Raw genomic sequence first — 22,268 nt, 5'->3', positions numbered from 1 at the left:
CCGGAGTCGTATTTCCGACTCTTCCCTCCTTCCCGACAGCCCGGCGTCCGTCCGCGCTGTACCCCGCTACGGCCCGCCGATATGTACGAACACGACTTCACGCAACGCTTTCTCTTCGACGACACCGACGTGCGCGGTGAAATGGCTTCCCTGGGCGATAGCTACGCCCATGTGCTGGCCAAGCACCCCTACCCGGAGCCTGTCGCCCAGCTGCTCGGCGAGATGCTCGCCGCCGCGTCCCTGCTGGTGGGAACCCTCAAGTTCGACGGGCTGCTGGTACTCCAGGCCCGCTCCTCGGGCGCGGTTCCGCTGCTGATGGTGGAGTGCTCCAGCGACCGCGAGGTGCGCGGCATCGCCCGTTACCACGCCAGCCAGGTCAGCCCCGGCGCCGGCCTGCACGAGCTGATGCCCGAAGGTTCGCTGACCCTGACCGTGGACCCGAAGCAGGGCCAGCGCTACCAGGGCATAGTCGCCCTCGATGGCGCCACCCTGGCCGATTGCCTCTCCAGCTACTTCGACAACTCCCAGCAGTTGCCCACCCGGTTCTGGCTCAATGCCGACGGCCGCAACGCCCGTGGCATGCTGCTCCAGGCCCTGCCCGCCGACCGCCTGAAGGACCCCGAGGCCCGCGAGGCCAGCTGGCAGCACCTGACCACCCTGGCCGACACCCTGACCGCCGAGGAACTGCTCGGCCTGGACAACGAAACCATCCTGCACCGCCTCTACCACGAGGAAGCGGTGCGCCTGTTCGACCCGCAGGCCATCCACTTCCGCTGCAGCTGCTCGCGCCAGCGCTCGGCCAATGCCCTGGTCAGCCTGGGCAAGGAAGACGCCGAGGCGCTGCTGCGGGAAAATGGCGGCACGGTCGAGATCGATTGCCAGTTCTGCAACCAGCGCTACAGCTTCGATGCGGCGGATATCGCCCAGCTGTTCGCCGGTGGCGGCAGTGCCGCGCCCTCGGAAACGCGCCACTGAAAAGATGTAGTGTGCCCATGGGGTCGCTGCGTGACCGAGGTGCGATTATCGGTCAGGAATATGCCCGGCTGACAGGAGGTTTCTACCCAATGCAGCCTTTTCTGGCATAATCGCGCGCACTTTTTTCGCTGTAGGGGGTCGCAGTACCCACTACAAATCGTTTGGAGGACTCGGCTTTTCGCCGACGGGGAACCACATGACGCAAGCCAAAAACGCCGTGTACACCGATATCAGCGCCGCGCAACTGGTCGAAGAGGCCATCCGCCGTGGTGAGGGTGAACTGGCCGCCAACGGTTCGTTGGTAGTGAAAACCGGCCACCGCACCGGTCGTTCTCCGGCAGATCGATTCATCGTTCAAGAGCCGAGCACCGACGCCAAGATCGCCTGGGGCAACATCAACCGTCCCTTCCCGGCGGACAAGTTCGATGCGCTGTGGGCCCGCGTTGACGCTTATGTGACCGAGCGCGAGAGTTTCGTCTCCCACGTGCACGTCGGCGCCGATCCCGAGCACTACCTGGCCGTCAGGATGACCACCGAGACCGCCTGGCACAACCTGTTCGGCCGTTGCCTGTTCATCAACCCGGAACAGTACAACCCGCAGTCCCGCCAGGAATGGCAGATCATCAACGCGCCGAACTTCGTTTGCGAACCCGAGCGCGACGGCACCAACTCCGATGGTTGCGTGATCCTCAACTTCGCCGCCAGGAAAGTCCTGATCGCCGGCATGCGCTACGCCGGTGAAATGAAGAAGGCCATGTTCTCCGTGCAGAACTTCCTGCTGCCGGAAAAGGACGTGCTGCCGATGCACTGCGCCGCCAACGTCGGCGAAGAGGGCGATACCACCCTGTTCTTCGGCCTGTCCGGCACCGGCAAGACCACCCTGTCCGCCGACCCGAGCCGCTACCTGATCGGTGACGACGAGCACGGCTGGGGCGTGGGCACCGTGTTCAACATCGAAGGCGGTTGCTATGCCAAGTGCATCGACCTGTCCGAGAAGAACGAGCCGGTGATCTGGAAAGCCATCCAGTTCGGCGCCGTGCTGGAAAACGTCGTGCTGAACCCGGAAACCCGCGTGCCCGACTACAGCGATGACAGCCTGACCCAGAACACCCGTGCCGCCTATCCGCTGCACCTGGTGGAGAAGCGCGTCGAGGCCAACCGTGCCGGCGAGCCGAACGCAGTGATCTTCCTGACCTGCGACCTGACCGGCGTGCTGCCGCCCGTTTCCATCCTGAACAACGAGCAGGCCGCCTACCACTTCCTGTCCGGCTACACCGCGCTGGTCGGCTCCACCGAAATGGGTTCCGGCGGTGGCATCAAGTCCACCTTCTCCACCTGCTTCGGCGCGCCCTTCTTCCCGCGTCCGGCCGGCGAGTACGCCGAACTGCTGATCAAGCGCATCCAGGGCTTCGGCTCCAAGGTGTACCTGGTCAACACCGGCTGGACCGGTGGTGGCTACGGCGTCGGCAAGCGCTTCAACATCCCGACCACCCGTGGCGTGATCGCCGCCATCCAGAGCGGCGCGCTGATCGGCGCCGAGACCGAGCACCTGGACATCATCAACCTGGACGTGCCGAAGGCCGTTCCGGGCGTCGACACCAACCTGCTCAACCCGCGCAACACCTGGGCTGACAAGGCTGCCTACGACGAAGCTGCACAGGCCCTGGCCAAGCAGTTCATCGAGAACTTCAAGAAGTTCGACGTCTCCGACGCTATCAAGAACGCCGGCCCGCAGCTCTAAGCCGCACCGCGTCCTGATCGAAGAAGCCGCCCCCGGGCGGCTTTTTCATTGGCGCTGCGTAGTGCGTAGGGTGGATGTCGCTTTTTACATCCACCAACAGGGCCCGGCCGAACCCCGAATGGTGGACCGGTGAAGCGTGGTCCACCCTACGGGGCCCTGCATGTGCTGGAATTCGCTCACGGATTCCAGGACTTTTCCTCCCTTCGAGGAGCCTCGTCCGATGCAGCCTTCGCCCATGCTCAAGGCCCCGTCAACGGAGTGAACCCCATGCCCCAAACCAGCCTCGCCCAGGTCTTCGGTTACCCGGCCTTCCGCCCCGGCCAGGAAGCCGCCATCTCCGCCGTCCTGGCCGGACGTTCGGCCGCCGCCATCTTCCCCACCGGCTCCGGCAAGTCGCTGTGCTACCAGCTGCCGGCCCTGCACCTGCCGCACCTGACCCTGGTGGTGTCGCCGCTGCTGGCGCTGATGCAGGACCAGCTGGCCTTCCTTCATCGCCACGGCATCGCCGCCGCCAGCATCGATTCGGCGCAGAGCCGCGAGGAGGCTGCCGCGGTCATGGCGCGGGCGCGTTCCGGCGAGCTGAAGATCCTGATGATCTCGGTGGAGCGCCTGAAGAACGAGCGTTTCCGCAGCTTCATCCAGCAGGTGCCGATTTCCCTGCTGGTGGTGGACGAGGCCCACTGCATTTCCGAATGGGGCCACAACTTCCGCCCCGATTACCTCAAGCTGCCCGAATACCAGCGCCAGTTCGGCATCCCCCAGGTGCTGCTGCTCACCGCCACCGCGACGCCGACGGTGATCGCCGACATGCAGCGCAAGTTCGCCATCGCCGATGCCGACGTGATCACCACCGGCTTCTATCGCCCCAACCTCAACCTGCTGGTGGAGCCCGTGGCCGGAGCGCGCAAGCTGGAGCGACTGGTGGACTGGCTGGGGCCGCGCGCGGGGCAGCCGGCCATCGTCTACGTGACCCTGCAGAAGACCGCCGAAGAGGTCGCCGCGCATCTCACCGGACGTGGCATCGCCGCCAGTGCCTATCACGCCGGCATGCCCCATGAAGAGCGCGAGGCGCTGCAGCGCCGGTTCATGGCCGGGCAGGTGAGCGTGATGGTCGCCACCATCGCCTTCGGCATGGGCATCGACAAGGCCGATATCCGCCAGGTGGTGCACTACGACCTGCCCAAGTCGGTGGAGAACTACAGCCAGGAGATCGGCCGTGCCGGGCGCGATGGCCAGCCCTCGGACTGCCTGGTGCTGGCCAACCGCGACAGCCTCAACGTGCTGGAGAACTTCGTCTATGGCGACACCCCGGAGCTGGCCGGCATCCGCCAGGTGCTGGAGGAACTGAAGGCGGCGGCGCAGGGCGGCGAACGCTGGGAGCTGATGCTGGGGGCCCTCTCCGACCAGAGCAATATCCGCCAGTTGCCGCTCAAGACCCTGCTGGTGCAGCTGGAATTGCGCGGCATCATCGCGCCGCTGTTCGCCTACTTCGCCGAGTACCGCTTCAAGCATCTGCTGGCGCCCGAGGAGCTCATGCGGCAGTTCGAGGGGGAGCGCCGCCAGTTCGTCGAAGCCCTGGTGCGTACCTCCACCCGCGCGCGCACCTGGTGCACGGTGGATTTCGACCGGCTCTACCGCGAGTACGGCGCCGAGCGCAGCCGCGCGGTGAAGGCCCTGGACTACTTCCAGGAGCGCGGCTGGATCGAGCTGGAAAGCAAGCAGATGACCGAGGTCTATGCCCTGCTGCAGCCCGCCTTCGACGCGCCGGCCCTGAGCGAGGAGCTGCATCGTTATTTCCGCCAGCACGAGGCGAGCGAAATCGCCCGCATCCAGGCGATGCTGCAGCTCTTCTCCAGCGACCACTGCCTCAGCGCGCGGCTGGCCCATTACTTCGGCGACCACGAGGTGCCGGAGCGCTGCGGCCATTGCTCGGTCTGCCAGGGCCGGGTGGCGCGCCTGCCCGCGCCGCCTGAACTGGCGCCGTTGGCCGGGCGGGACTTCCAGTCCCTGTGCGGTGCCTTCAGCCGCCGCTACGAGGAGCTGAGGGGCGCGCCGCCCAGCGCCGATTGCCTGGCCCGCCTGCTCTGCGGCATCAGCGCGCCGCTCTTCACCCGTCTCAAGGCGCGCAGCCTGCCGGGCTTCGCCGCGCTGGAGGCCTATCCCTACGCCGAGGTGCGTGAGTGGGTGAGTCGACAGCACATCTTGTAGGGGCGAATTCATTCGCCAAGCAGGTCGAAGACCTGCCCTTCGATACCGCTGGACCGCTTCGCGGTCCTTGGCGAATGAATTCGCCCCTACAGGAAAATCTCGCCCACACGGATTTTTTCGATCGGTTCCATCATTAATCAGTGTTGGTAGTGCATGCATTGCCTGCTTAGGATGGCGCCACGTTTCACTTCACCGATCCCAGGAGCCTTACATGCATATCCATGAAGCCATCCGCAGCCGCCGCGCCGTCAAGGGTTACGATACCGGCCACGCCCTGAGCCGCGAAGAAAAGGACGAGCTGCTGCGACTGGCCCTGTTCGCGCCTACCGCCTTCAACCTGCAGCACGTGCGCCTGGTGGAAGTGGGCGACCCGGCCCTGCGCCAGCGCATTCGCGATGTGGCCTGGGACCAGGCCCAGGTGACCGAGGCCTCGATGCTGGTGATCGTCTGCGCCCGCCTCGACGCCTGGGAACAGGACGCCGCCCGCGTCTGGGCCGAAGCGCCGCAGCCGGTGCAGGACTTCATGGCCGGTGCCATCGACAACTACTACCGCGGCAAGCCCCGGGTGCAGCGCGATGAGGTGATGCGCAGCTGTGGCCTGGTGGCCCAGACCCTGATGCTCGCCGCCCGCGGCAAGGGCCTGGACAGCTGCCCCATGGACGGCTTCGATTTCGACGCCGTCGCCGACCTGATCCGCCTGCCGGAACACCACGCCATCGGCCTGATGGTCGCCGTAGGCAAGCAGGCCATCGAGCCCAAGCCGCGCATCGGCAAGCTGGCCTTCGACGAAGCGGTTATCCGCGACCGGTTCTGAATTGCGGTTGTGGGAGCGATTTCAATCGCGAATGAATTCGCTCCCACAGGTCACGGCAGCCCGGTAGGGTGGATAGCGCTTTTCTATCCACCAGCGGAGTCATGCCGAACCGCGATGGTGGACCGGTGAAGCGTGGTCCACCCTACAAACGCCCGATTCCCATCAACCGCTCGATCAGCCACTGCAGCGCCTCGTCCCCTTCGCGTTGGGCCACGCTCACCAGGTCCAGGTGGAAGGGCCCGAGGGCGAAGGGCAGGGGATGCACCTGCAGCGGCAGCAGGCGCGCGAAGTGATGGGCCAGGCGCGTTGGCAGCACCACGGTCAGGTCGGTGCCGGCGACTATGTGGGCCGCCTGCAGGTAATTGGGCGTGGTGTAGACGATATCCCGCGCCAGCCCCTGTTCCCCCAGCCACTGATCGACCATGCCCTTGGTCTGGCCACCGTGCACCCAGAGGTGACGTAGCCTGAGGAAACCGGACAGGTCGGGCGCCTCCTGCAACAGCGGATGGTCGCGGCGGGCCACCAGGCGCAGGGTTTCGCTCATCCAGCGGCGGCTGGAAAAGCGCGAGGGGATGCGCTCGAAGCGGCCCAGCAGCAGGTCCAGCTCGCCCTGGTCCAGCGCCGCGGCGGGCAGGCTGGGGCTGAGGTGGCGGATGGCGACCTTCACCCCCGGCGCTTCCTCGGCCAGCTGCTGCAGCAGGCGCGGCATGCAGAGCAGTTCCACATAGTCGGTCAGCGCGATGGTGAAGCGCTGGCGGCTGCGCGCCGGGTCGAAACCTTCGCCCATCACCAGGCTCTGCTCGATCTGCTTGAGCGCCGCGCGAATCGGCGTCTCCAGGGCCAGGGCCCGCGGTGTCGGCTGCATGGCGCGGCCCACGCGCACCAGCAGCGGGTCGCCGAGCAGTTCGCGCAGGCGGCTCAGCGCGTTGCTCACCGCCGGCTGGCTGAGCGCCAGGCGTTCCGCCGCACGGGAAACGTTGCGCTCGCGCAGCAGGGCGTCCAGCACCCGCAGGAGGTTGAGGTCGAAGTTCGAGATATTCACCGGGGGAATGCCATCTATCACAAGACTAAATTTCAAAAATAGTAGCGGCTTCCTTAAGGTGATTGGCGTTTTTGTCTTTCCAGCAGCACAACAAGAGGGCCATCCATGACCTACAAGGCACCCCTGCGCGACATGCGCTTCGTGCTCCACGAGCTTTTCGACGTTTCCGCCCACTGCGAACTGCTGGGCAATGGCCTGGACCGCGAACTGATCGACGGCGTCCTCGAAGAGGGCGCGCGCTATGCCGGTGAAGTGGTCTCGCCACTGAACCGCAACGGCGACGAACAAGGCGTGACCCTGGAACAGGGCGTGGTGACCACGCCCAAGGGCTTCCGCGAGGCGTACCGGCAGTACTGCGACAATGGCTGGGCGAGCATGACCGGCCCGCTGGAATACGGTGGCCAGGGCTTTCCGCAGATGGTCGCCTGCAACTTCCACGAAATGCTGATGGGCGCCAGCCTGTCCTTCCGCGTCTACTCGGGCCTGACCGAAGGCGCCGTGCTGGCGCTGCACAAGCACGGCAGCGAGGCGCTGCGCGAGGCCTACCTGGGCAAGCTGGTGAGCGGCCAGTGGGCCGGCACCATGTGCCTCACCGAACCCCAGGCCGGCACCGACCTGGCCCTGCTGCGCACCCGCGCCGAGCCCCAGGCCGATGGCAGCTACAAGGTCAGCGGCAGCAAGATCTTCATCAGCGGCGGCGAGCAGGACCTGTCGGAGAACATCGTCCACCTGGTGCTGGCGCGCCTGCCGGACGCCCCGGCCGGGGTCAAGGGCATCAGCCTGTTCCTGGTACCCAAGTTCATCGCCAACCCCGATGGCACGCCGGGTGCGCGCAATGCCCTGTCCTGCGGCGCCCTCGAGCACAAGATGGGCATCAAGGGCGCCGCCACCTGCGTGATGAACTTCGATGGCGCCACCGGCTGGCTCATCGGCGAAGCCAACCAGGGCCTGGCCTGCATGTTCACCATGATGAACGACGCGCGTTTCCAGGTCGGTCTGCAGGGCCTCGGCATTGGCGAGCAGGCCTTCCAGGGCGCCCTGGCCTACGCCCGCGAGCGCCTGCAATCCCGCGCGCTGAGCGGTCCGGCGGCGCCGGAAAAGCCCGCCGATCCGATCATTCACCACGCCGATGTGCGGCGCATGCTGCTGACCCAGAAGACCCTGGTGGAGGGCAGCCGCATGCTGGCCGCCTACTGCGCGCGTCAGCTGGACCTGGAGCACGGCCACCCCGACGCCGCCCAGCGCAAGGCCGCCGGCCGCCGCGCGGCGCTGCTGATTCCCATGGTCAAGGCCTTCCTCACCGATATGGGCCAGGAGGTCGCCAGTCTTGGCGTGCAGGTCTACGGCGGCCACGGCTACATCCGCGAGTGGGGCATGGAGCAGCTGATGCGCGACAGCCGCATCACCCAGATCTACGAGGGCACCAACGGTATCCAGGCGCTGGACCTGATCCGCCGCAAGCTGATGGGCGATGGCGGCGCCGAACTGGCTGCATTGCAGGACGAGTTCGCCGCCCTGGCCGATGCCCAGGCGGAGCGCGCCGAACTGGCCGAACTGGCCGAACTGGCCGGCGCGGTGCTGGCGCGCCTGCAGGAATGGCGCGCGCTGACCGCTACCCTGCTGGACCGGGTGCGGGAGAACCCGGAGGAAATCGGTGCCGCCTCGGTGGACTTCCTCCAGTACTCGGCCTATGTGTTGTTGGCCGGGTTCTGGCTGCAAGCCGCCGCCCGGGCCCAGGACGCCCTGGAGGCCGGTGCTGCCGAGGCGGACTTCTACCAGGCCAAGCTGCACAGCGCGCGCTTCTATCTGCGTCGTGTGCTGCCGCGTGCCAGCAGCCACCGCGAGGCCCTGCTGGGCGGTGCGGACTGCCTGATGGCGCTGCCCGAGGCGCATTTCGCGTTCTGACCAGGCGATCCGGCGCACCGCCCGGCTGCGGTGCGCCCCACAACAAGAAAAGGAGGACGCCAGGATGCAACCCTTCAGCTTTGCCACCACCGCGCAGATCCTCTGCGAATCGGGTGCGGCCGTGCGCTTGGCCGAACTTTGTCGTGAACGCGGCGCAAGCCGCGTGCTGATCGTCACGGATCCCGGCATCACCCGCCTCGGCATGCTCGATGAAATCCTTCCCGGCTTCGCCGCCGCCGGCCTGACCGTCGCCGTCTATGACCAGGTCCAGGCCGACCCGCCGGAAAGCGTGGTGCTGGAGGCCGTGGAGCTGGCCAGGACGCTAGGCGCCGAACTGGTGGTGGGTTTCGGCGGCGGCAGCTCCATGGACGTGGCCAAGCTGGTGGCGCTGCTGGCGCACCCGGAGTGCCGCCAGGGGCTCTCGGATATCTACGGTGTCGGCAACGCACGGGGCCGGCGTCTGCCGCTGCTGCAGGTGCCGACCACCGCCGGCACCGGCTCCGAGGTGACACCCATCGCCATCGTCACCACCGGCGAGACCGCCAAGCAGGGCGTGGTGTCGCCCCTGCTGCTGCCGGACCTGGCACTGCTGGACGCCGACCTCACCCTCGGCCTGCCGGCGGCGGTCACCGCGGCCACCGGAATCGACGCCATGGTCCACGCCATCGAGGCCTACACCAGCCGCCTGAAGAAGAACCCCTTGTCCGACCTGCTGGCCCGCGAGGCCTTGCGCCTGCTGGTGGGCAACCTCGACAAGGTGGTGCACGACGGCCGTGACCGCGCGGCACGCCAGGCCATGCTGCTGGGCGCCTGCCTGGCCGGACAGGCCTTCGCCAACGCCCCGGTGGCGGCGGTGCACGCCCTGGCCTACCCCCTGGGCGGGCATTTCCACATGCCCCACGGCCTGTCCAATGCGCTGGTGCTGCCCCATGTGCTGGGTTTCAACGCCGAGGTGGCGGCGCCCCTCTATGCCGAATTGGCGCCCCTGGTGCTCGGGCGCAAGCTCAAGCCCGGTGGCGAGGCCCATCTGGCCGAGCAACTGATCGTCGAACTGGCGGGCTTCAGCCTGCGCAGCGGCCTGCCCACCCGCCTGCGCGATGCCGGCGTGCCCGAAGCCATGCTGCCGCGCCTGGCCAGCGACGCCATGTTGCAACAGCGCCTGCTGGTGAATAATCCCCGCGACATCAGCGAGGCCCAGGCCCTGGCCATCTACCAGGCCGCCTATTGAGTCCGCCTGGTGGATCGGTGGAGCGTGATCCACCCTACGATTGCCTCGCGCAGGGTGGAAATCCCCTGGGCGGATTTCCATCAATCGCCCCTCGAACACAGGAGATTCCATGAGCCAACCCCAGCACCTGCGCGGTGACTACCGCCATTTCCAGCCCATCACCACGCGCTGGCACGACAACGACATCTACGGCCATGTGAACAACGTGGTCTATTACGGCTACTTCGACAGCGCGGTGAACGCCTACCTGATCGAACGGGGCGGCCTGGATATCCACGAGGGCGGCGTGGTGGGGTTCGTGGTCAGTTCCTCCTGCGACTATTTCGCCTCCATCGCCTTCCCCGATCGCATCGAAGTGGGCCTGCGGGTGGGCAAGCTGGGCAACAGCTCGGTGCAGTACGAACTGGCGATCTTCAAGCAGGGTGAAGACGAGGCCTGCGCCGCCGGGCGTTTCGTGCACGTCTTCGTCGACCGCGAGAGCAACCGGCCGGTGCCGATTCCCGAGGCCCTTCGCGGGGCGCTGGCGGAGTTGGTGGTGGAGGGCTGACTGCCTCCTTGTAGGGGCGAATGAATTCGCCCCTACAGACATTCAGCGGCCCGAAACGGCCGAAATGGCGACATCCACAAGGGCCAGCGGTCCGCTCGCTCTACCCATATCGGGCGCGAATCAGCACAATGCGCGCCAAACCCGAACGTCCCGACCGGCTGCGAGGTGAAACACCGCGCGGCATGGTTTTTTCTTTTGCGCTTGATCTGCGGCAGTGAAGGCGGGGCGCCACCGGGATTCAATTTCCACCTGGGGCCGGCCCGTCGTGCGGCCCGAACGTTCAGCGGTACCTGCAATGACCCATGCAAACGGCTCCATCCTGCAACGCTTGAAACGCACCAGCCTGGTCACCCGCATCATCATCGGCCTGATCGCCGGCATCGCCCTCGCCCTGACCGCCCCCGAGTACGCCAGCGCCGTCGGCCTGCTCGGCAAGCTGTTCGTCATGGCCCTGAAGGCCGTGGCGCCGGTGCTGGTATTCGTCCTGGTGATCGCCGCCATCGCCAACCACAAGCCGGGCGAGCGCACCCATATCCGCCCGATCCTGTTCCTCTACCTGATCGGCACCTTCTCCGCCGCCGTGGTCGCGGTGCTGGCCTCCAGCCTGTTCCCCTCGACCATCGCCCTGTCCACCGGCGCCACCGACCTGGCGCCACCCGGCAATATCTCCGAAGTGCTGCTGAGCCTGCTGGCCAGTGCCGTGGCCAACCCGGTGACCGCGCTGATGGAAGCCAACTTCATCGGCATCCTGGTCTGGGCCGTGGGCCTCGGCATCGCCATTCGCCAGGGCAGCGAAACCACCCGCAACGTGTTCAGCGACCTGTCCCATGGCGTGTCCCTGATCGTTCGCGTGGTGATCAGCTTCGCTCCGCTGGGCATCTTCGGCCTGGTGGCTTCCACTCTCGCGGAGAACGGCATCGGCGTGCTGGCCGACTATGCCCACCTGCTGGCGGTACTGCTGGGCTGCATGCTCTTCGTGGCCTTCGTGGTCAATCCGCTGATCGTGTTCTGGAAGATCCGCCGCAACCCCTACCCGCTGGTGCTGACCTGCCTGCGCGAGAGCGGCATCACCGCCTTCTTCACCCGCAGCTCGGCGGCCAACATCCCGGTCAACCTGCAGCTGTCGGAAAAGCTCGGCCTGCACGAGGACACCTACTCGGTATCCATCCCGCTGGGCGCCACCATCAACATGGCCGGTGCGGCCATCACCATCACCGTGCTGACCCTGGCGGCGGTGAAGACCCTCGGCATCGCCGTCGACATCCCCACCGCCATCCTGCTCAGCGTGGTCGCTGCCATCTGCGCCTGTGGCGCCTCCGGCGTGGCCGGTGGTTCGCTGCTGCTGATCCCGCTGGCCTGCAGCCTGTTCGGCATTCCCAGCGAGGTGGCGATGCAGGTGGTGGCCGTGGGCTTCATCATCGGCATCCTCCAGGACGCCGCCGAGACCGCGCTGAACTCCTCCACCGATGTGCTCTTCACCGCGGCCGCGTGCATGGCCAGCGGCGATGTGATCGAGGCGCGCGCCGAACAGCTCGGCTGATTCCCGCCCACAACGAAAAAGCCCCGGCAGGTGCCGGGGCTTTTTCATGGGCGCATGCCTCAGCGATGCTTGCCCTTGCTCAGCTCGGTGGCGATCGCGCCGCCAGCCGCGCCGCCCAGGCCCGCGCCGATGGCCGAACCGGTGGAACCGCCGAGGCTGCGGCCAACGACGGAACCGCCGGCAGCGCCCAGGCCACCGCCAATGGCGGCTTCGGTCTTCTTGCCTTTGCGCGCGGTCATGGCGCCACCGGCCGCACCACCCAGGCCGGCGCCGATGGCCGCGCCAGTGCTGCCGCCAACAGCGTTGCCAACGACGTTGCCCAGGGCACCGCCGAGGCCGCCGCCGATGGCGTTGTTGGTGGTCTCGCCGGCCACGACGGCCTGGGTCGCCAGCAGGCTGAGGGCGAGGGCGGTTACTGCTTTGCGCATCTTGCTAAGTCTCCATTTCGAAGGGGAAGTCCATGGTCCCGCGGCTTCTCCGGGGCATCCATGACGCAGGTCGGATTATGGTTTCAGGAGGGGGGCGGCTGGTGCTCGACCAGGCCGCAGCCCGCAGAAAAAGCCCGCTGGAAGCGGGCTTTTTTCGGTTAGTGGCGTTGATCAATCATCGTCATGCCAGTGCTTGTGCTTGTGCTTGCGATGGCCCCAGGCATGGCCACGGCCGGGGTGATCACGGTAAGCGCGGCGGTAGTGGCGATGACCATCGTCGTCCCAGTCGTCATCGTCGTAGCGGTTCCGGTCGCCGTATTCGTTACCCAGCGCACCACCGGCGCCACCACCCAGGGCCGCGCCGATCAGGCCGCCCGTGGTGCCGCCCATGGAGCGGCCGATGACCTGGCCGCCGGCCGCGCCGAGGCCACCGCCGATGGCTGCCTCGGTGCGGTTGCGTTTCGGAGCGGCTACGGCGCCGCCCGCTGCACCACCCACGCCGGCGCCAATGGCTGCACCGGTGCTGCCGCCGACAGCGTTGCCGACAACGGACCCCAGGACCCCGCCCAGCGCACCGCCAACACCGGCTTCGGTATTGCCGCCTGCGAAGACGCTGCCGCTGGCGAGGCCAAGAGACAGAAGAAGGATCGAGGTGTACTTCATGGTGAGGATCGCCTCAGTGGTTTTGGTGAGGCGATATTTACCGCAGGAATTAACTTGCGCAAGAGTCGGGCGACGAAAAACACCGACTTTTCACATTTTTTTCACTTTCGACTTTAAAGGCGGAACTATTTTTTTGCTTCACAGTCTGAGCTCTGTTCCAGCCCTCTACAGCCCTGCCTTTCGGGCTTTTTGCATGCTAGCAAAGTGCCGTGAAAGTTTCGTTTGCGTGGGAACTTTATATAGCGTTTAAAGCGATGTTTCAAATTGTTTCGCAGAATTAAAGTTCCACGAAACAAAGTTCCCTTATTTCCATTGAAAGTTCATTGCCGCTATTGCGCCCATGTAGGGTGCGCCGTGCGCACCTTACGGTTCGGTTCAGCCTGCAGGATGGGTAGAGCTTGCGAAACCCATCGATCCGACAGCATGGGTTTCGCTCCGCTCTACCCATCCTACAGAGCTGTGCGCACCGGATGCTCCGCGCGGGGCTCTCGGTGCGCGCAGCGCACCCTACCGTTCAGTTCAACTCGGTGGCGGGCTGCACCCTTTAGAGGATGCGGCCGTTGTCGCGGGAGGCTTCGAGGCGGATGGCGACGAATTTCGAGGTGGGGGTGTAGCTGCCGTCGCCGTAGCTTTCCAGGGGCACCAGGGGGTTGGTTTCCGGGTAGTAGGCGGCGGCCTGTCCGGCGGGAATATCGAAGGCCAGCAGGCTGAAGCCGGACACCCGGCGTTCCACGCCGTCATCCCAGAGCGTCACCATGTCCACCTTCTGCCCAGGCGAGAAGCCCAGGCGGCGGATGTCCGCCTCGTTGGCGAAGACCACCTCGCGCTGGCCGTGCACGCCGCGGTAGCGGTCGTCCAGGCCGTAGATGGTGGTGTTGTACTGGTCGTGGGAGCGCAGCGTCTGCAGGATCAGGTGCGGCGTTTCACCGGTGCTGCGGACCTTCTCGTGGAGCAGGTCCGCCGGTAGCGGGCTGGCGGTGAAGTTGGCGCGGCCACTGGCGGTGCTCCACTGCCGGGCGTTGGCCGTGTTGCCCAGGTAGAAGCCGCCCGGGTGTTGCACGCGGCGGTTGAAGTCCTCGAAGCCGGGGATGGTGTCGGCGATCAGCTCGCGGATGCGGTCGTAGTTGGCGACCAGGGCGTCCCAGTCCACCGGGTGATCGCCCAGGGTGGCCTTGGCGATGCCGGCGATGACGGCCGGCTCCGAACGCATTTCCCGGGACGAGGGCTCCAGCTGGCCGCAGGACGCGTGGATCATGCTGAAGGAGTCTTCCACCGTCACCGCCTGCGGCCCTTCGGCCTGGCGATCGATATCGGTGCGGCCGAGGCACGGCAGGATCAGCGCGTCGCGGCCGACGGTCAGGTGGCTGCGGTTGAGCTTGGTGCTGATCTGCACCGTCAGCTCGCAGTTCTGCAACGCGGCATGGGTGCGCGGGGTATCCGGGGTAGCCTGGGCGAAGTTGCCGCCGAGGCCGATGAAGACCCTGGCCTCGCCCTTCAGCATGGCGTTGATCGCTTCCACGGTGTTGTGGCCGTTCTCCCGCGGCACCTTGAAGCCGAAGCGCTTCTCCAGCGCGTCCAGCAGCGCCGCCGGCGGGCGGTCGTTGATGCCCATGGTGCGGTCGCCCTGCACGTTGCTGTGGCCGCGTACCGGGCAGAGGCCGGCGCCTGGGCGGCCGACGTTGCCGCGCAGCAGTTGCAGGTTGACGATTTCCTGGATGGTCGGCACCGAGTGGCGGTGCTGGGTGATGCCCATGGCCCAGCAGATGATCACGCTGCCGGCGTCGCGGTAGATGCGCGCGGCAATCTCGATCTCGTCCAGGCCCAGGCCCGACTGCTGCTCGATCCGCTCCCAGGGCGTGGCATCCAGTTCCGCCAGGTAGGCGTCGACGCCTTCGGTGTGTTCGGCGATGAAGGCATGGTCGAACACCGGCGGCTCGCCCTTGCCGGCCGCTTCCCGCTCCCACTGCAGGAGGAACTTGGCGATGCCGCGGATGGCCGCCATGTCGCCGCCCAGGGCCGGGCGGAAGAACGCGGTATTCAGCGGGCGCGAGCCGTTGCTGAGCATCTCCAGGGCGTGCTGGGGATGCTGGAAGCGTTCCAGGCCGCGTTCTTTAAGCGGGTTGAGGCAGACCACCTGGGCGCCGCGCTTCACCGCTTCGCGCAGGGGTTCGAGCATGCGCGGGTGGTTGGTGCCGGGGTTCTGGCCGAGCACGAAGATGGCGTCGGCATGCTCGAAGTCGTGGAAGGTCACGCTGCCCTTGCCCACCCCCAGGCTCGAGCCCAGGGCCACGCCGCTGGCCTCGTGGCACATGTTCGAGCAGTCGGGGAAGTTGTTGGTGCCGAAGGCGCGGACGAACAGCTGGTACAGGTAGGCCGCCTCGTTGCTGGCCCGGCCGGAGGTGTAGAACTCGGCCTGGTGCGGGCTTTCCAGGTTGCGCAAGTGATGGGCCACCGTGGCGAAGGCGTGTTCCCAGCTGACCGGCACGTAGTGGTCGGTCTGGCGGTCGTAGCGCATGGGCTGGGTCAGGCGGCCCTGGTATTCGAGCCAGTAGTCGCTCTGCTCGCGCAACTGGCTGACGCTGTAGCGGGCGAAGAAGGCGGCATCCACCCGGCGTTTGGTGGCTTCCCAGTTGACCGCCTTGGCGCCGTTCTCGCAGAACTTGATGCGGCCGTCCTCGGGGGAATCGCCCCAGGCGCAACCGGGGCAGTCGAAGCCGCCATTCTGGTTGGTCTTGAGCAGGGCACGGAGGTTCTTGAACGGCTGTTTGCTGTCCAGCCAGAAGCGGGTGACGCTTTTCAGCGCACCCCAGCCGGCCGCGGCGCCCTTGTAGGGTTTGTAGCGGGGTTGTACGGGTTGCAGGCTCATTCGGTGGGGGCTTTCGGTTGCGGCGCCGGGCTGTAGACCCGTGGGGCGCTGTGGTGAGGCAGGTGGATGAGGTTGAGGTGGTGCCGACGCGCCCATTCCACCGTCAGGGTGGTGGGGGCAGACAGGCTGACCAGGGTGGACAGGCCGGCGCGCACCGCCTTGTGGATAAGTTCCAGGCTGCAGCGGCTGGTGACCACGGCGAAACCTTCGCGGGGGTCCAGGCCCTGGCGCAGCAGGGCGCCGATCAGCTTGTCGAGGGCGTTGTGGCGGCCGATGTCTTCGCGGCACAGGCGCAGCTCGCCGCTGGCATCGACGAAGAGCGCGGCATGCAGGGCGCCGCTGCGCCGGGCCAGTTCCTGGGCTTCATTGATGCGCTGGCGCAGGTCGACGAAATGCTCGGCGGGCGGCAGCGGGGCCGGCTCCAGGGAACGCAGTTCCGGCAGCGCCTGTTCCAGCGCTTCCACGCCACAGAGGCCGCAGCCGGTGGTGCCGGCCAGGTTGCGGCGCTGCTCCTTGAAGGACCAGAAGGCGCGGTTGCCGATGTCCACTTCGGCATGCAGGGCGATGCCCTCGCCTTCGAGCTGGATGTCATAGATTTCGTCGATGGATTGCACCACCGCACTGCTCAGGCTGAAGCCGGCGACAAAATCTTCCAGGGCGCTGGGAGACACCATCATCACGGCGTAGCTGATGCCGTTGTAGGAAATGGCCAGGGCGCATTCCTCGGCCAGCACGGCGTCTTCCACACGCGCGCCGCGGTCCAGCTCGGCATAGGTGTAGCCGGACGGCACGGGTGGGTTATCCACAGATTCGAGATGGCGCTTGGCGTCTGGGCGTGACATGGAACTGCCCCTGCGACGGATTGACTCAGCCATCCTAGGCCCGCATGGCACGGGCGTCTAATCGCTATTCCCGATTCAATGATCGAGCGCGCCTATCAAGACGCCGAATCGAGCTCCAGCAGTGCCTTCGCCTCGGCGAAGCAGGCATCCGCCAGCGCCGAGCGGGGCTCGCTACGACGCAGGATCAGGCCCAGGGGAGCGAGGGTGCGGGCTTCTTCTATGGGGGTGAGCGCCAGGTGCTCGGTGAAGTCGTCGAGGCCGCTGTCCAGAGGCATGATGGCGCAGCACAGGCCGGCGCTGACCGCCCGCAGCAGCTGGTGCACGGCGTCGGTTTCCAGCCGTGGCTGGGGTGACAGGCCACGACTGCGGAAACCGTGGTCGATGGACTGGCGGAAGTGCATGCCGCTGGAAAGCAGTCCCAGGGGCAGGTCCACCAGGCTTTCCCAGGACAGCGCCGGGGTATCGAAGCTGAAGTGGCGGCGGTCGTGCAACAGGCCCATGCGCGTCTGCGCCAGTTCCAGGCTCTCGAAATGCTCGCGGTCGAGGCGATCCAGGTAGGACAGGCCGAGGTCCAGCTGGTTGCGCGCCAGGCCTTCGAGAATCTGTTCGGAGCTCAGCGAGAACATCTGGAAACGCAGGTTCGGGTGAGGGCTGGAAAAGGCTTCCACCAGGCGCATGGGGTCGAAGCCGGCGAGCGGCACCATCCCCAGGCGCAAGGTGCCCACCAACTGGCCGCGGCAGGCCGCCGCCTCGGCGTACAGGCCGTCGTGGGCCGCCAGCAGGGTACGGGCCCAGGCCAGCACGCGCTCGCCTGCGTCGGTGAAACCTTCGAAGCGCTGGCCGCGGATCACCAGGTCCAGGCCCAGTTCCTCCTCCAGGCTGCGCAGGCGCATGGACAGCGTCGGCTGGGTGACGTGGCAGCGCGCGGCGGCCTGGCCGAAGTGGTGGGTCTCCTCCAGGGCGATGAGGAACTTCAGTTGCTTGATGTCCATGGCGGTTCCTCCACAGGAAAGTTCAGAGTCCCTGGATCAGCGTGCGGTAGCTCTCCACCGCGGGGAACTCCTCGGTGTCCTTCGGGCCCTTGCGGCTGTCCGGTTCGCGTACCGCCAGCAACTGGGCGACGCCATAATGCCGTGCGCTGCGCAGGATCGGCAGACTGTCGTCGATGAACAGGCTGCGCGCAGGTTCGAAGCCGAAGTCCTGCTGCAGCGCCTGCCAGAACTGCTGGTCTTCCTTGGGGTAGCCATAGTCGTGGGAGCTGATCAGGCGGTCGAACCAGGGCGCCAGCTGGACCCGCTCCATCTTCAGCGACAGCGAGTCGCGGTGGGCGTTGGTGATCAGCGCCACGCGCTTGCCGGCGCGGCGCAGGGCAGCGAGGAAGAGGTCGGCGTCCGGGCGCAGGGCGATCAGGTGCGCCACCTCGCGCTTGAGGTCGCGGATCGACAGGCGCAGTTCGCGGCTCCAGAAATCCGTGCAGTACCAGTTCAGCTGCCCGGCGTTGTCGCGAAACAGCGGCAGCAGCTCGGCGTCGGCCAGTTCACGGCTGATGCCGTGGTGTTCGGCGTAGCGCTGCGGCAGGTACTCCATCCAGAAGTGGTTGTCGAAGTGCAGGTCGAGCAGGGTGCCATCCATGTCGAGCAGGACGGTGTCGATTTCGCTCCAGGGCAGTCGGGACATGGGTAACGCCGGCGGTGGTGAAGGGGGCTGTCGCCAATGCATCGCTGGTCGTCGCTGGCATGCAATCTCCAGCGGGGACATTCGGCAAAGGCGGGGTATGATAACCCGCCGGTCATGCCAAGGAGTCCGTTATGCGTCAGAAGCCCACGGTGCTCGCTCGCGAAATCGTCGCCAGCAGCCGCCTGTTCCGTGTCGAAGAGCTGCAGTTGCGCTTCGCCAATGGTGTCGAACGCACCTATGAACGTCTGGTGGGCAAGGGCTCCGGCTACGGCGCGGTGATGGTGGTGGCCATGGCCGACGCCGAACATGTGCTGCTGGTGGAGGAATACTGCGCCGGCACCGACGACTACCAGCTGTCCCTGCCCAAGGGGCTGATCGAGCCGGGCGAGGATGTGCTCGACGCCGCCAACCGCGAACTCAAGGAAGAGGCCGGGTTCGGCGCGCGCAAGCTGGAGTACCTCACCGAGCTGTCCCTGTCCCCCGGCTACATGAGCCAGAAGATCCAGGTGGTGCTGGCCCGCGACCTCTTCGCCGAGAGCCTGCCGGGCGACGAGCCCGAGCCGCTGCGGGTCGACCGCATCAACCTGCGCGAGCTGTCCAGCCTCGCCCAGCATCAGCAATTCAGCGAGGGCCGTGCCCTGGCGGCGCTCTACCTGACCCGTGACCTCCTGACCCAGCGCGGGGAGTACCAACCGTGAACCATCCCCTGCTACCCGCCGTGATCGACCTGGTGCGCCAGGCCGGCGACCTGATCCTGCCCTACTGGCGTGGCGAACTTTCGGTGATGGAGAAGGCCGACGCCTCGCCCGTCACCGCCGCCGACCTGGCGGCGCACAAGGTGCTGGCCAGCGGACTGGCGGCGCTGGATGCCCAGATCCCGGTGCTTTCCGAAGAGGCCGCCGACATCCCCCTCGCCGAGCGCGCCGGCTGGCAGCGCTGGTGGCTGGTGGACCCGCTGGACGGCACCAAGGAATTCATCGCCGGCAGCGAGGAGTTCACCGTCAACGTGGCCCTGGTGGAAGCCGGTCGCGTGGTGTTCGGCGTGGTCGGCATGCCGGTGGGCGGACGCTGCTATTACGGCGGTGCCGGCCTGGGCGCCTGGCGCCTGGACATTGGCGGTGCGCCCGAGGAGATCAGCGTGCGCATCGCCCCGGACGAAGCCTTTACCGTGGTCGCCAGCAAGCGTCATTCGAGTCCGGCCCAGGAGCGCCTGCTGGCCTGGCTGTGCGAGCGTTTCGGTGACCTGCAGCTGGCCAATATCGGCAGCTCGCTGAAGTTCTGCCTGCTGGCCGAGGGCTCGGCGGACTGCTATCCGCGCCTGGCCCCCACCTCCCAGTGGGACACCGCGGCGGCCCAGGGTGTGCTCGAGGGCGCCGGCGGCGAGGTGCTGAACCTGGCCGGCACGGCCCTGACCTACGAAGCCCGCGCGGACTTCCTCAATCCGTCCTTCCTGGCCCTGCCGGTGGCCGCCGAATGGCGGGCGGAGTTGATCCAGCTGGCGCGCGCGCTGGACTGAGCAACGAGAAAGGGCCCCGAGGGGCCCTTTTTCATGGATTCAACCTTTTGGGACCGCTGCGCGGTCCTTGGCGAATGAATTCGCCCCTACAGAGTTGCGGACCCTTGTAGGGGCGAATTCATTCGCCAAGCAGGCCGGAGGCCTGCCAAAGGCTCAATCGAGCATATCGGCGAAGCGCTCGTCCTTCTTGTAGCGCAGCGTCTGGGCGAAACCGGGCACCTGGATGCCTTCGGGGCTCAGCTCGATCTGCTGCTCGTCGATCAGGTCGTTGCCGAAGTTGTAGATGATGTCGAGCTCGCCGAGGCGGGCGCGGCGGTCGTATTCCTCGGCATTGGCGCGGGTCTGTTCGCGCTTGGCGCTGTAGGCGGCGAAAGCCGCTTCGCCGTGGCGCTTCTTCAGCATCTTCTCCACCAGGCGCGGGGAAATGACCACGCCCGTGGCGTTGTTGCCGCCGAAGCCCTTGGAGTTGATGAAGCAGACGTCCAGCTGGCGGTCACCGAGGACCCGGTCACGGGTTTCGATGGACAGGTGCTGGCGGTGCACGTCGTCGGCCACCCGGTCGATGGTCTTGATGCCCGGCAGGATGCCGTACTTGAAGGTGCCGAGGGCGGCGATCACCTGGTCGCCGCTGGCGGTGGCCAGGGAGTGGCCGACATAGGCCTTCACCGCGGCGACTGGCCATTCCTCGATGCCGAAGGCGCCGGCTACGCGGTCCAGCAGCTCGGATTCGGTGACGCGGTTGGCCGGGGTGCTGGAGCCGTGGGCATGGACGAAACTGCGCTCGCGCACGCCGTCCGGGCCGATCAGCTGGGACGCGGCGGCAACCGCCTTGGCCAGGGTCAGGTAGTTGCCCGGGCCGGGGGCGGAAATGGATTTCTTGAAGCCGTCGGCGTTGATGAAGACGTCGGTCACCGCCCCATGGATGTCGGCGCCCAGTTCCAGGGCCAGCTCGTCGTCCATCAGCACCACGTACTGGCTGGATTCGGCCAGGGTGAAGCCGCAGTTCTCGCCGAAGGGGCGGCTGGCGCGGCTGAAATCCACGTCCTCGCGGCCGCCCACCTGGCGCAGGCCTTCCTCGGTGGCCAGGGCGCCCATGGCGCCGTAGCCGTCGATGCACTCCTGGGTGATCGGTGCTTCGGCGTTGCCCACCAGGGCCACGCGGGCGCGGCCGGAGGTGATGAGCTCGATGCCCTTCTGCAGGTTGTAGAGGAAGGTGGCGCAGGCGCCGGTAACGCTGCCGGTGGTGCCGACGCTGCCCAGCACATAGGCGTTGATGAAGTCGGCCGGCATGGTGTTGAGGCCAAGCGGGCACTGCTTGGCGGTGACGCGGTTGCCTTTCAGGCGCGACTGCATCATGCCGCCGAAACCGTACTCGTCCAGCTGGCTCATGATGCTGCCGGAGAACACGGCGATCTCGTCGGGCTGCACGCGGTCGACGATGTCCTTCCACGGCAGGCCGATGGAGCGGATGGCGTCGGTGGCGGCGATCACCGACATCTGCAGGCCGCGCGGGTGGAAGCGCGAGTTGTACAGCTCGCCCGGCTCGAAACCGGTGGGCAGCTGGCCGGCGGATTTCACCGGCAGCTCGCGGTAGCTGTCCACCTTGAAGTCGCAGCTGCCGTGGATGGCGACGCGCACTTCACCGTTGTCCAGGGTTTCCACCTCCCAGTTGGCCGGCAGCGGCTCGGGCAGCTGCTTGCGCGAGGTGGTGAAGCTGATGGCCTGGCCGTCGCCGACCGCGGCGCTGAGGTTCTTCTGCCAGTGGGCGGCGTCCACGTCCAGGTGTTGCAGGCCGATGCGGCGCACCAGGGTGGAGTCGAGGATCTCGGCGGCGTAGCGGGTTTCGATCTCGGCCAGGGTCAGGGGTTGGCCCTCGGCGCTGAAGTACTGGCCGTCGGCCACCGACACCCGCTTCATCATGACGGCGAGGCCGGCCAGGGTCTCCTGGCGGGCCTGGGCGTCCAGGGTCTCGATCACGATACGACGGAAGCCGTGGTGGAACGAGCTTCGTCCAGCCGCGTTATAGCCGCCAAAACCCACAATCACTGGAAGTCGGGACATCTCTCGGAAACTCCTCAAAAAGGACCATCTCATGCCAGCGGGCGAGCTTGACAGCGGGGCGCCGCTCGGAGGTGGCGGCTTTATGCAGCGTCAAGCGTCACGGGCCAGGTGGCATGAGCCAGGTGGCAGCTCGAATGTATTGGGATGTCTACCTGACGCGGGGTATGACTATCAAGTCACTCCGTCGGTCATTCGGCGGGAGATTGGGGGGATGG

Annotated in this window: 18 protein-coding genes; 10 read left to right on the top strand and 8 right to left on the bottom strand. The window is 66.7% G+C overall.

Annotated features, from left to right (window positions below; all coding sequences use genetic code 11):
- The first annotated feature begins 81 nt into the window (after positions 1 to 81).
- The 4 genes from hslO (at position 82) to ACFPU0_RS01810 (ending at position 5,738) form a co-directional block, all read left to right on the top strand.
- Positions 82 to 975: an Hsp33 family molecular chaperone HslO gene (hslO, locus tag ACFPU0_RS01825; RefSeq protein ID WP_377691085.1), complete on the top strand. Its 894-nt coding sequence runs from the start codon at positions 82 to 84 to the stop codon at positions 973 to 975.
- Between the two features lie 196 nt (positions 976 to 1,171).
- Positions 1,172 to 2,716, top strand: coding sequence for a phosphoenolpyruvate carboxykinase (locus ACFPU0_RS01820; RefSeq protein ID WP_377691084.1), 1,545 nt, complete (start codon positions 1,172 to 1,174; stop codon positions 2,714 to 2,716).
- A 267-nt stretch (positions 2,717 to 2,983) separates the two neighbouring features.
- Positions 2,984 to 4,924 (top strand): RecQ family ATP-dependent DNA helicase, encoded by a 1,941-nt coding sequence (locus ACFPU0_RS01815; RefSeq protein ID WP_377691083.1) that lies wholly within the window; start codon positions 2,984 to 2,986, stop codon positions 4,922 to 4,924.
- A gap of 211 nt (positions 4,925 to 5,135) precedes the next feature.
- Positions 5,136 to 5,738 (top strand): nitroreductase family protein, encoded by a 603-nt coding sequence (locus tag ACFPU0_RS01810; RefSeq protein WP_377691082.1) that lies wholly within the window; start codon positions 5,136 to 5,138, stop codon positions 5,736 to 5,738.
- A gap of 142 nt (positions 5,739 to 5,880) precedes the next feature.
- Here the strand turns inward: ACFPU0_RS01810 and ACFPU0_RS01805 are convergent, their stop codons facing one another.
- Positions 5,881 to 6,780 (bottom strand): LysR family transcriptional regulator, encoded by a 900-nt coding sequence (locus tag ACFPU0_RS01805; RefSeq protein ID WP_377691081.1) that lies wholly within the window; start codon positions 6,778 to 6,780, stop codon positions 5,881 to 5,883.
- A gap of 105 nt (positions 6,781 to 6,885) precedes the next feature.
- Between ACFPU0_RS01805 and ACFPU0_RS01800 the strand changes: the two genes are divergently transcribed.
- The 4 genes from ACFPU0_RS01800 to sstT all read left to right on the top strand — a co-directional run bounded on the left by ACFPU0_RS01800 (position 6,886) and on the right by sstT (position 12,000).
- Positions 6,886 to 8,685, top strand: a complete 1,800-nt coding sequence (locus ACFPU0_RS01800) for an acyl-CoA dehydrogenase C-terminal domain-containing protein (protein WP_377691080.1) — start codon at positions 6,886 to 6,888, stop codon at positions 8,683 to 8,685.
- Between the two features lie 64 nt (positions 8,686 to 8,749).
- Positions 8,750 to 9,913, top strand: coding sequence for an iron-containing alcohol dehydrogenase (locus ACFPU0_RS01795; RefSeq protein ID WP_377691079.1), 1,164 nt, complete (start codon positions 8,750 to 8,752; stop codon positions 9,911 to 9,913).
- Positions 9,914 to 10,022: 109 nt separating this feature from the next.
- Positions 10,023 to 10,460: an acyl-CoA thioesterase gene (locus ACFPU0_RS01790; protein ID WP_377691078.1), complete on the top strand. Its 438-nt coding sequence runs from the start codon at positions 10,023 to 10,025 to the stop codon at positions 10,458 to 10,460.
- A gap of 295 nt (positions 10,461 to 10,755) precedes the next feature.
- Positions 10,756 to 12,000: a serine/threonine transporter SstT gene (sstT, locus tag ACFPU0_RS01785; protein ID WP_377691077.1), complete on the top strand. Its 1,245-nt coding sequence runs from the start codon at positions 10,756 to 10,758 to the stop codon at positions 11,998 to 12,000.
- Between the two features lie 59 nt (positions 12,001 to 12,059).
- On the opposite strand, the gene ACFPU0_RS01780 is transcribed toward sstT, so the two are convergent.
- The 6 genes from ACFPU0_RS01780 to yrfG form a co-directional block, all read right to left on the bottom strand.
- Positions 12,060 to 12,428, bottom strand: coding sequence for a glycine zipper domain-containing protein (locus ACFPU0_RS01780; protein ID WP_377691076.1), 369 nt, complete (start codon positions 12,426 to 12,428; stop codon positions 12,060 to 12,062).
- Between the two features lie 171 nt (positions 12,429 to 12,599).
- A complete protein-coding gene (locus tag ACFPU0_RS01775) occupies positions 12,600 to 13,091 on the bottom strand; it encodes a hypothetical protein (RefSeq protein ID WP_377691075.1) in 492 nt (163 codons plus the stop codon).
- A gap of 544 nt (positions 13,092 to 13,635) precedes the next feature.
- Entirely contained in the window at positions 13,636 to 15,957 is a 2,322-nt protein-coding gene (locus tag ACFPU0_RS01770; RefSeq protein WP_377691074.1) for an FdhF/YdeP family oxidoreductase, read from the bottom strand.
- Entirely contained in the window at positions 15,954 to 16,799 is an 846-nt protein-coding gene (gene fdhD, locus ACFPU0_RS01765; protein WP_377691073.1) for a formate dehydrogenase accessory sulfurtransferase FdhD, read from the bottom strand. Before fdhD ends, ACFPU0_RS01770 begins: the two co-directional genes overlap by 4 nt.
- A gap of 95 nt (positions 16,800 to 16,894) precedes the next feature.
- A complete protein-coding gene (locus tag ACFPU0_RS01760) occupies positions 16,895 to 17,791 on the bottom strand; it encodes a LysR family transcriptional regulator (protein ID WP_377691072.1) in 897 nt (298 codons plus the stop codon).
- A gap of 22 nt (positions 17,792 to 17,813) precedes the next feature.
- Complete coding sequence (yrfG, locus tag ACFPU0_RS01755) at positions 17,814 to 18,476, bottom strand: GMP/IMP nucleotidase (RefSeq protein ID WP_377691071.1); 663 nt, start codon at positions 18,474 to 18,476, stop codon at positions 17,814 to 17,816.
- A 131-nt stretch (positions 18,477 to 18,607) separates the two neighbouring features.
- Here yrfG and nudE point away from each other — a divergent pair, with 131 nt between their 5' ends.
- Positions 18,608 to 19,174 carry an ADP compounds hydrolase NudE gene (nudE, locus tag ACFPU0_RS01750; protein WP_377691070.1) on the top strand — a complete coding sequence of 189 codons (567 nt, stop codon included), beginning with the start codon at positions 18,608 to 18,610 and terminating at the stop codon, positions 19,172 to 19,174.
- Entirely contained in the window at positions 19,171 to 19,992 is an 822-nt protein-coding gene (gene cysQ / locus ACFPU0_RS01745) for a 3'(2'),5'-bisphosphate nucleotidase CysQ (protein WP_377691069.1), read from the top strand. Before nudE ends, cysQ begins: the two co-directional genes overlap by 4 nt.
- 153 nt (positions 19,993 to 20,145) lie before the next feature.
- On the opposite strand, the gene ACFPU0_RS01740 is transcribed toward cysQ, so the two are convergent.
- Positions 20,146 to 22,053 carry a beta-ketoacyl synthase gene (locus ACFPU0_RS01740; protein WP_377691068.1) on the bottom strand — a complete coding sequence of 636 codons (1,908 nt, stop codon included), beginning with the start codon at positions 22,051 to 22,053 and terminating at the stop codon, positions 20,146 to 20,148.
- Positions 22,054 to 22,268 lie beyond the last annotated feature (215 nt).

The organism is Pseudomonas sp. GCM10022186, assembly GCF_042656385.1.
Lineage (GTDB): Bacteria > Pseudomonadota > Gammaproteobacteria > Pseudomonadales > Pseudomonadaceae > Metapseudomonas.
The sequence above is the reverse complement of the archived record's forward strand: the minus strand, read 5'-3'. Positions and strand labels throughout refer to the sequence as shown.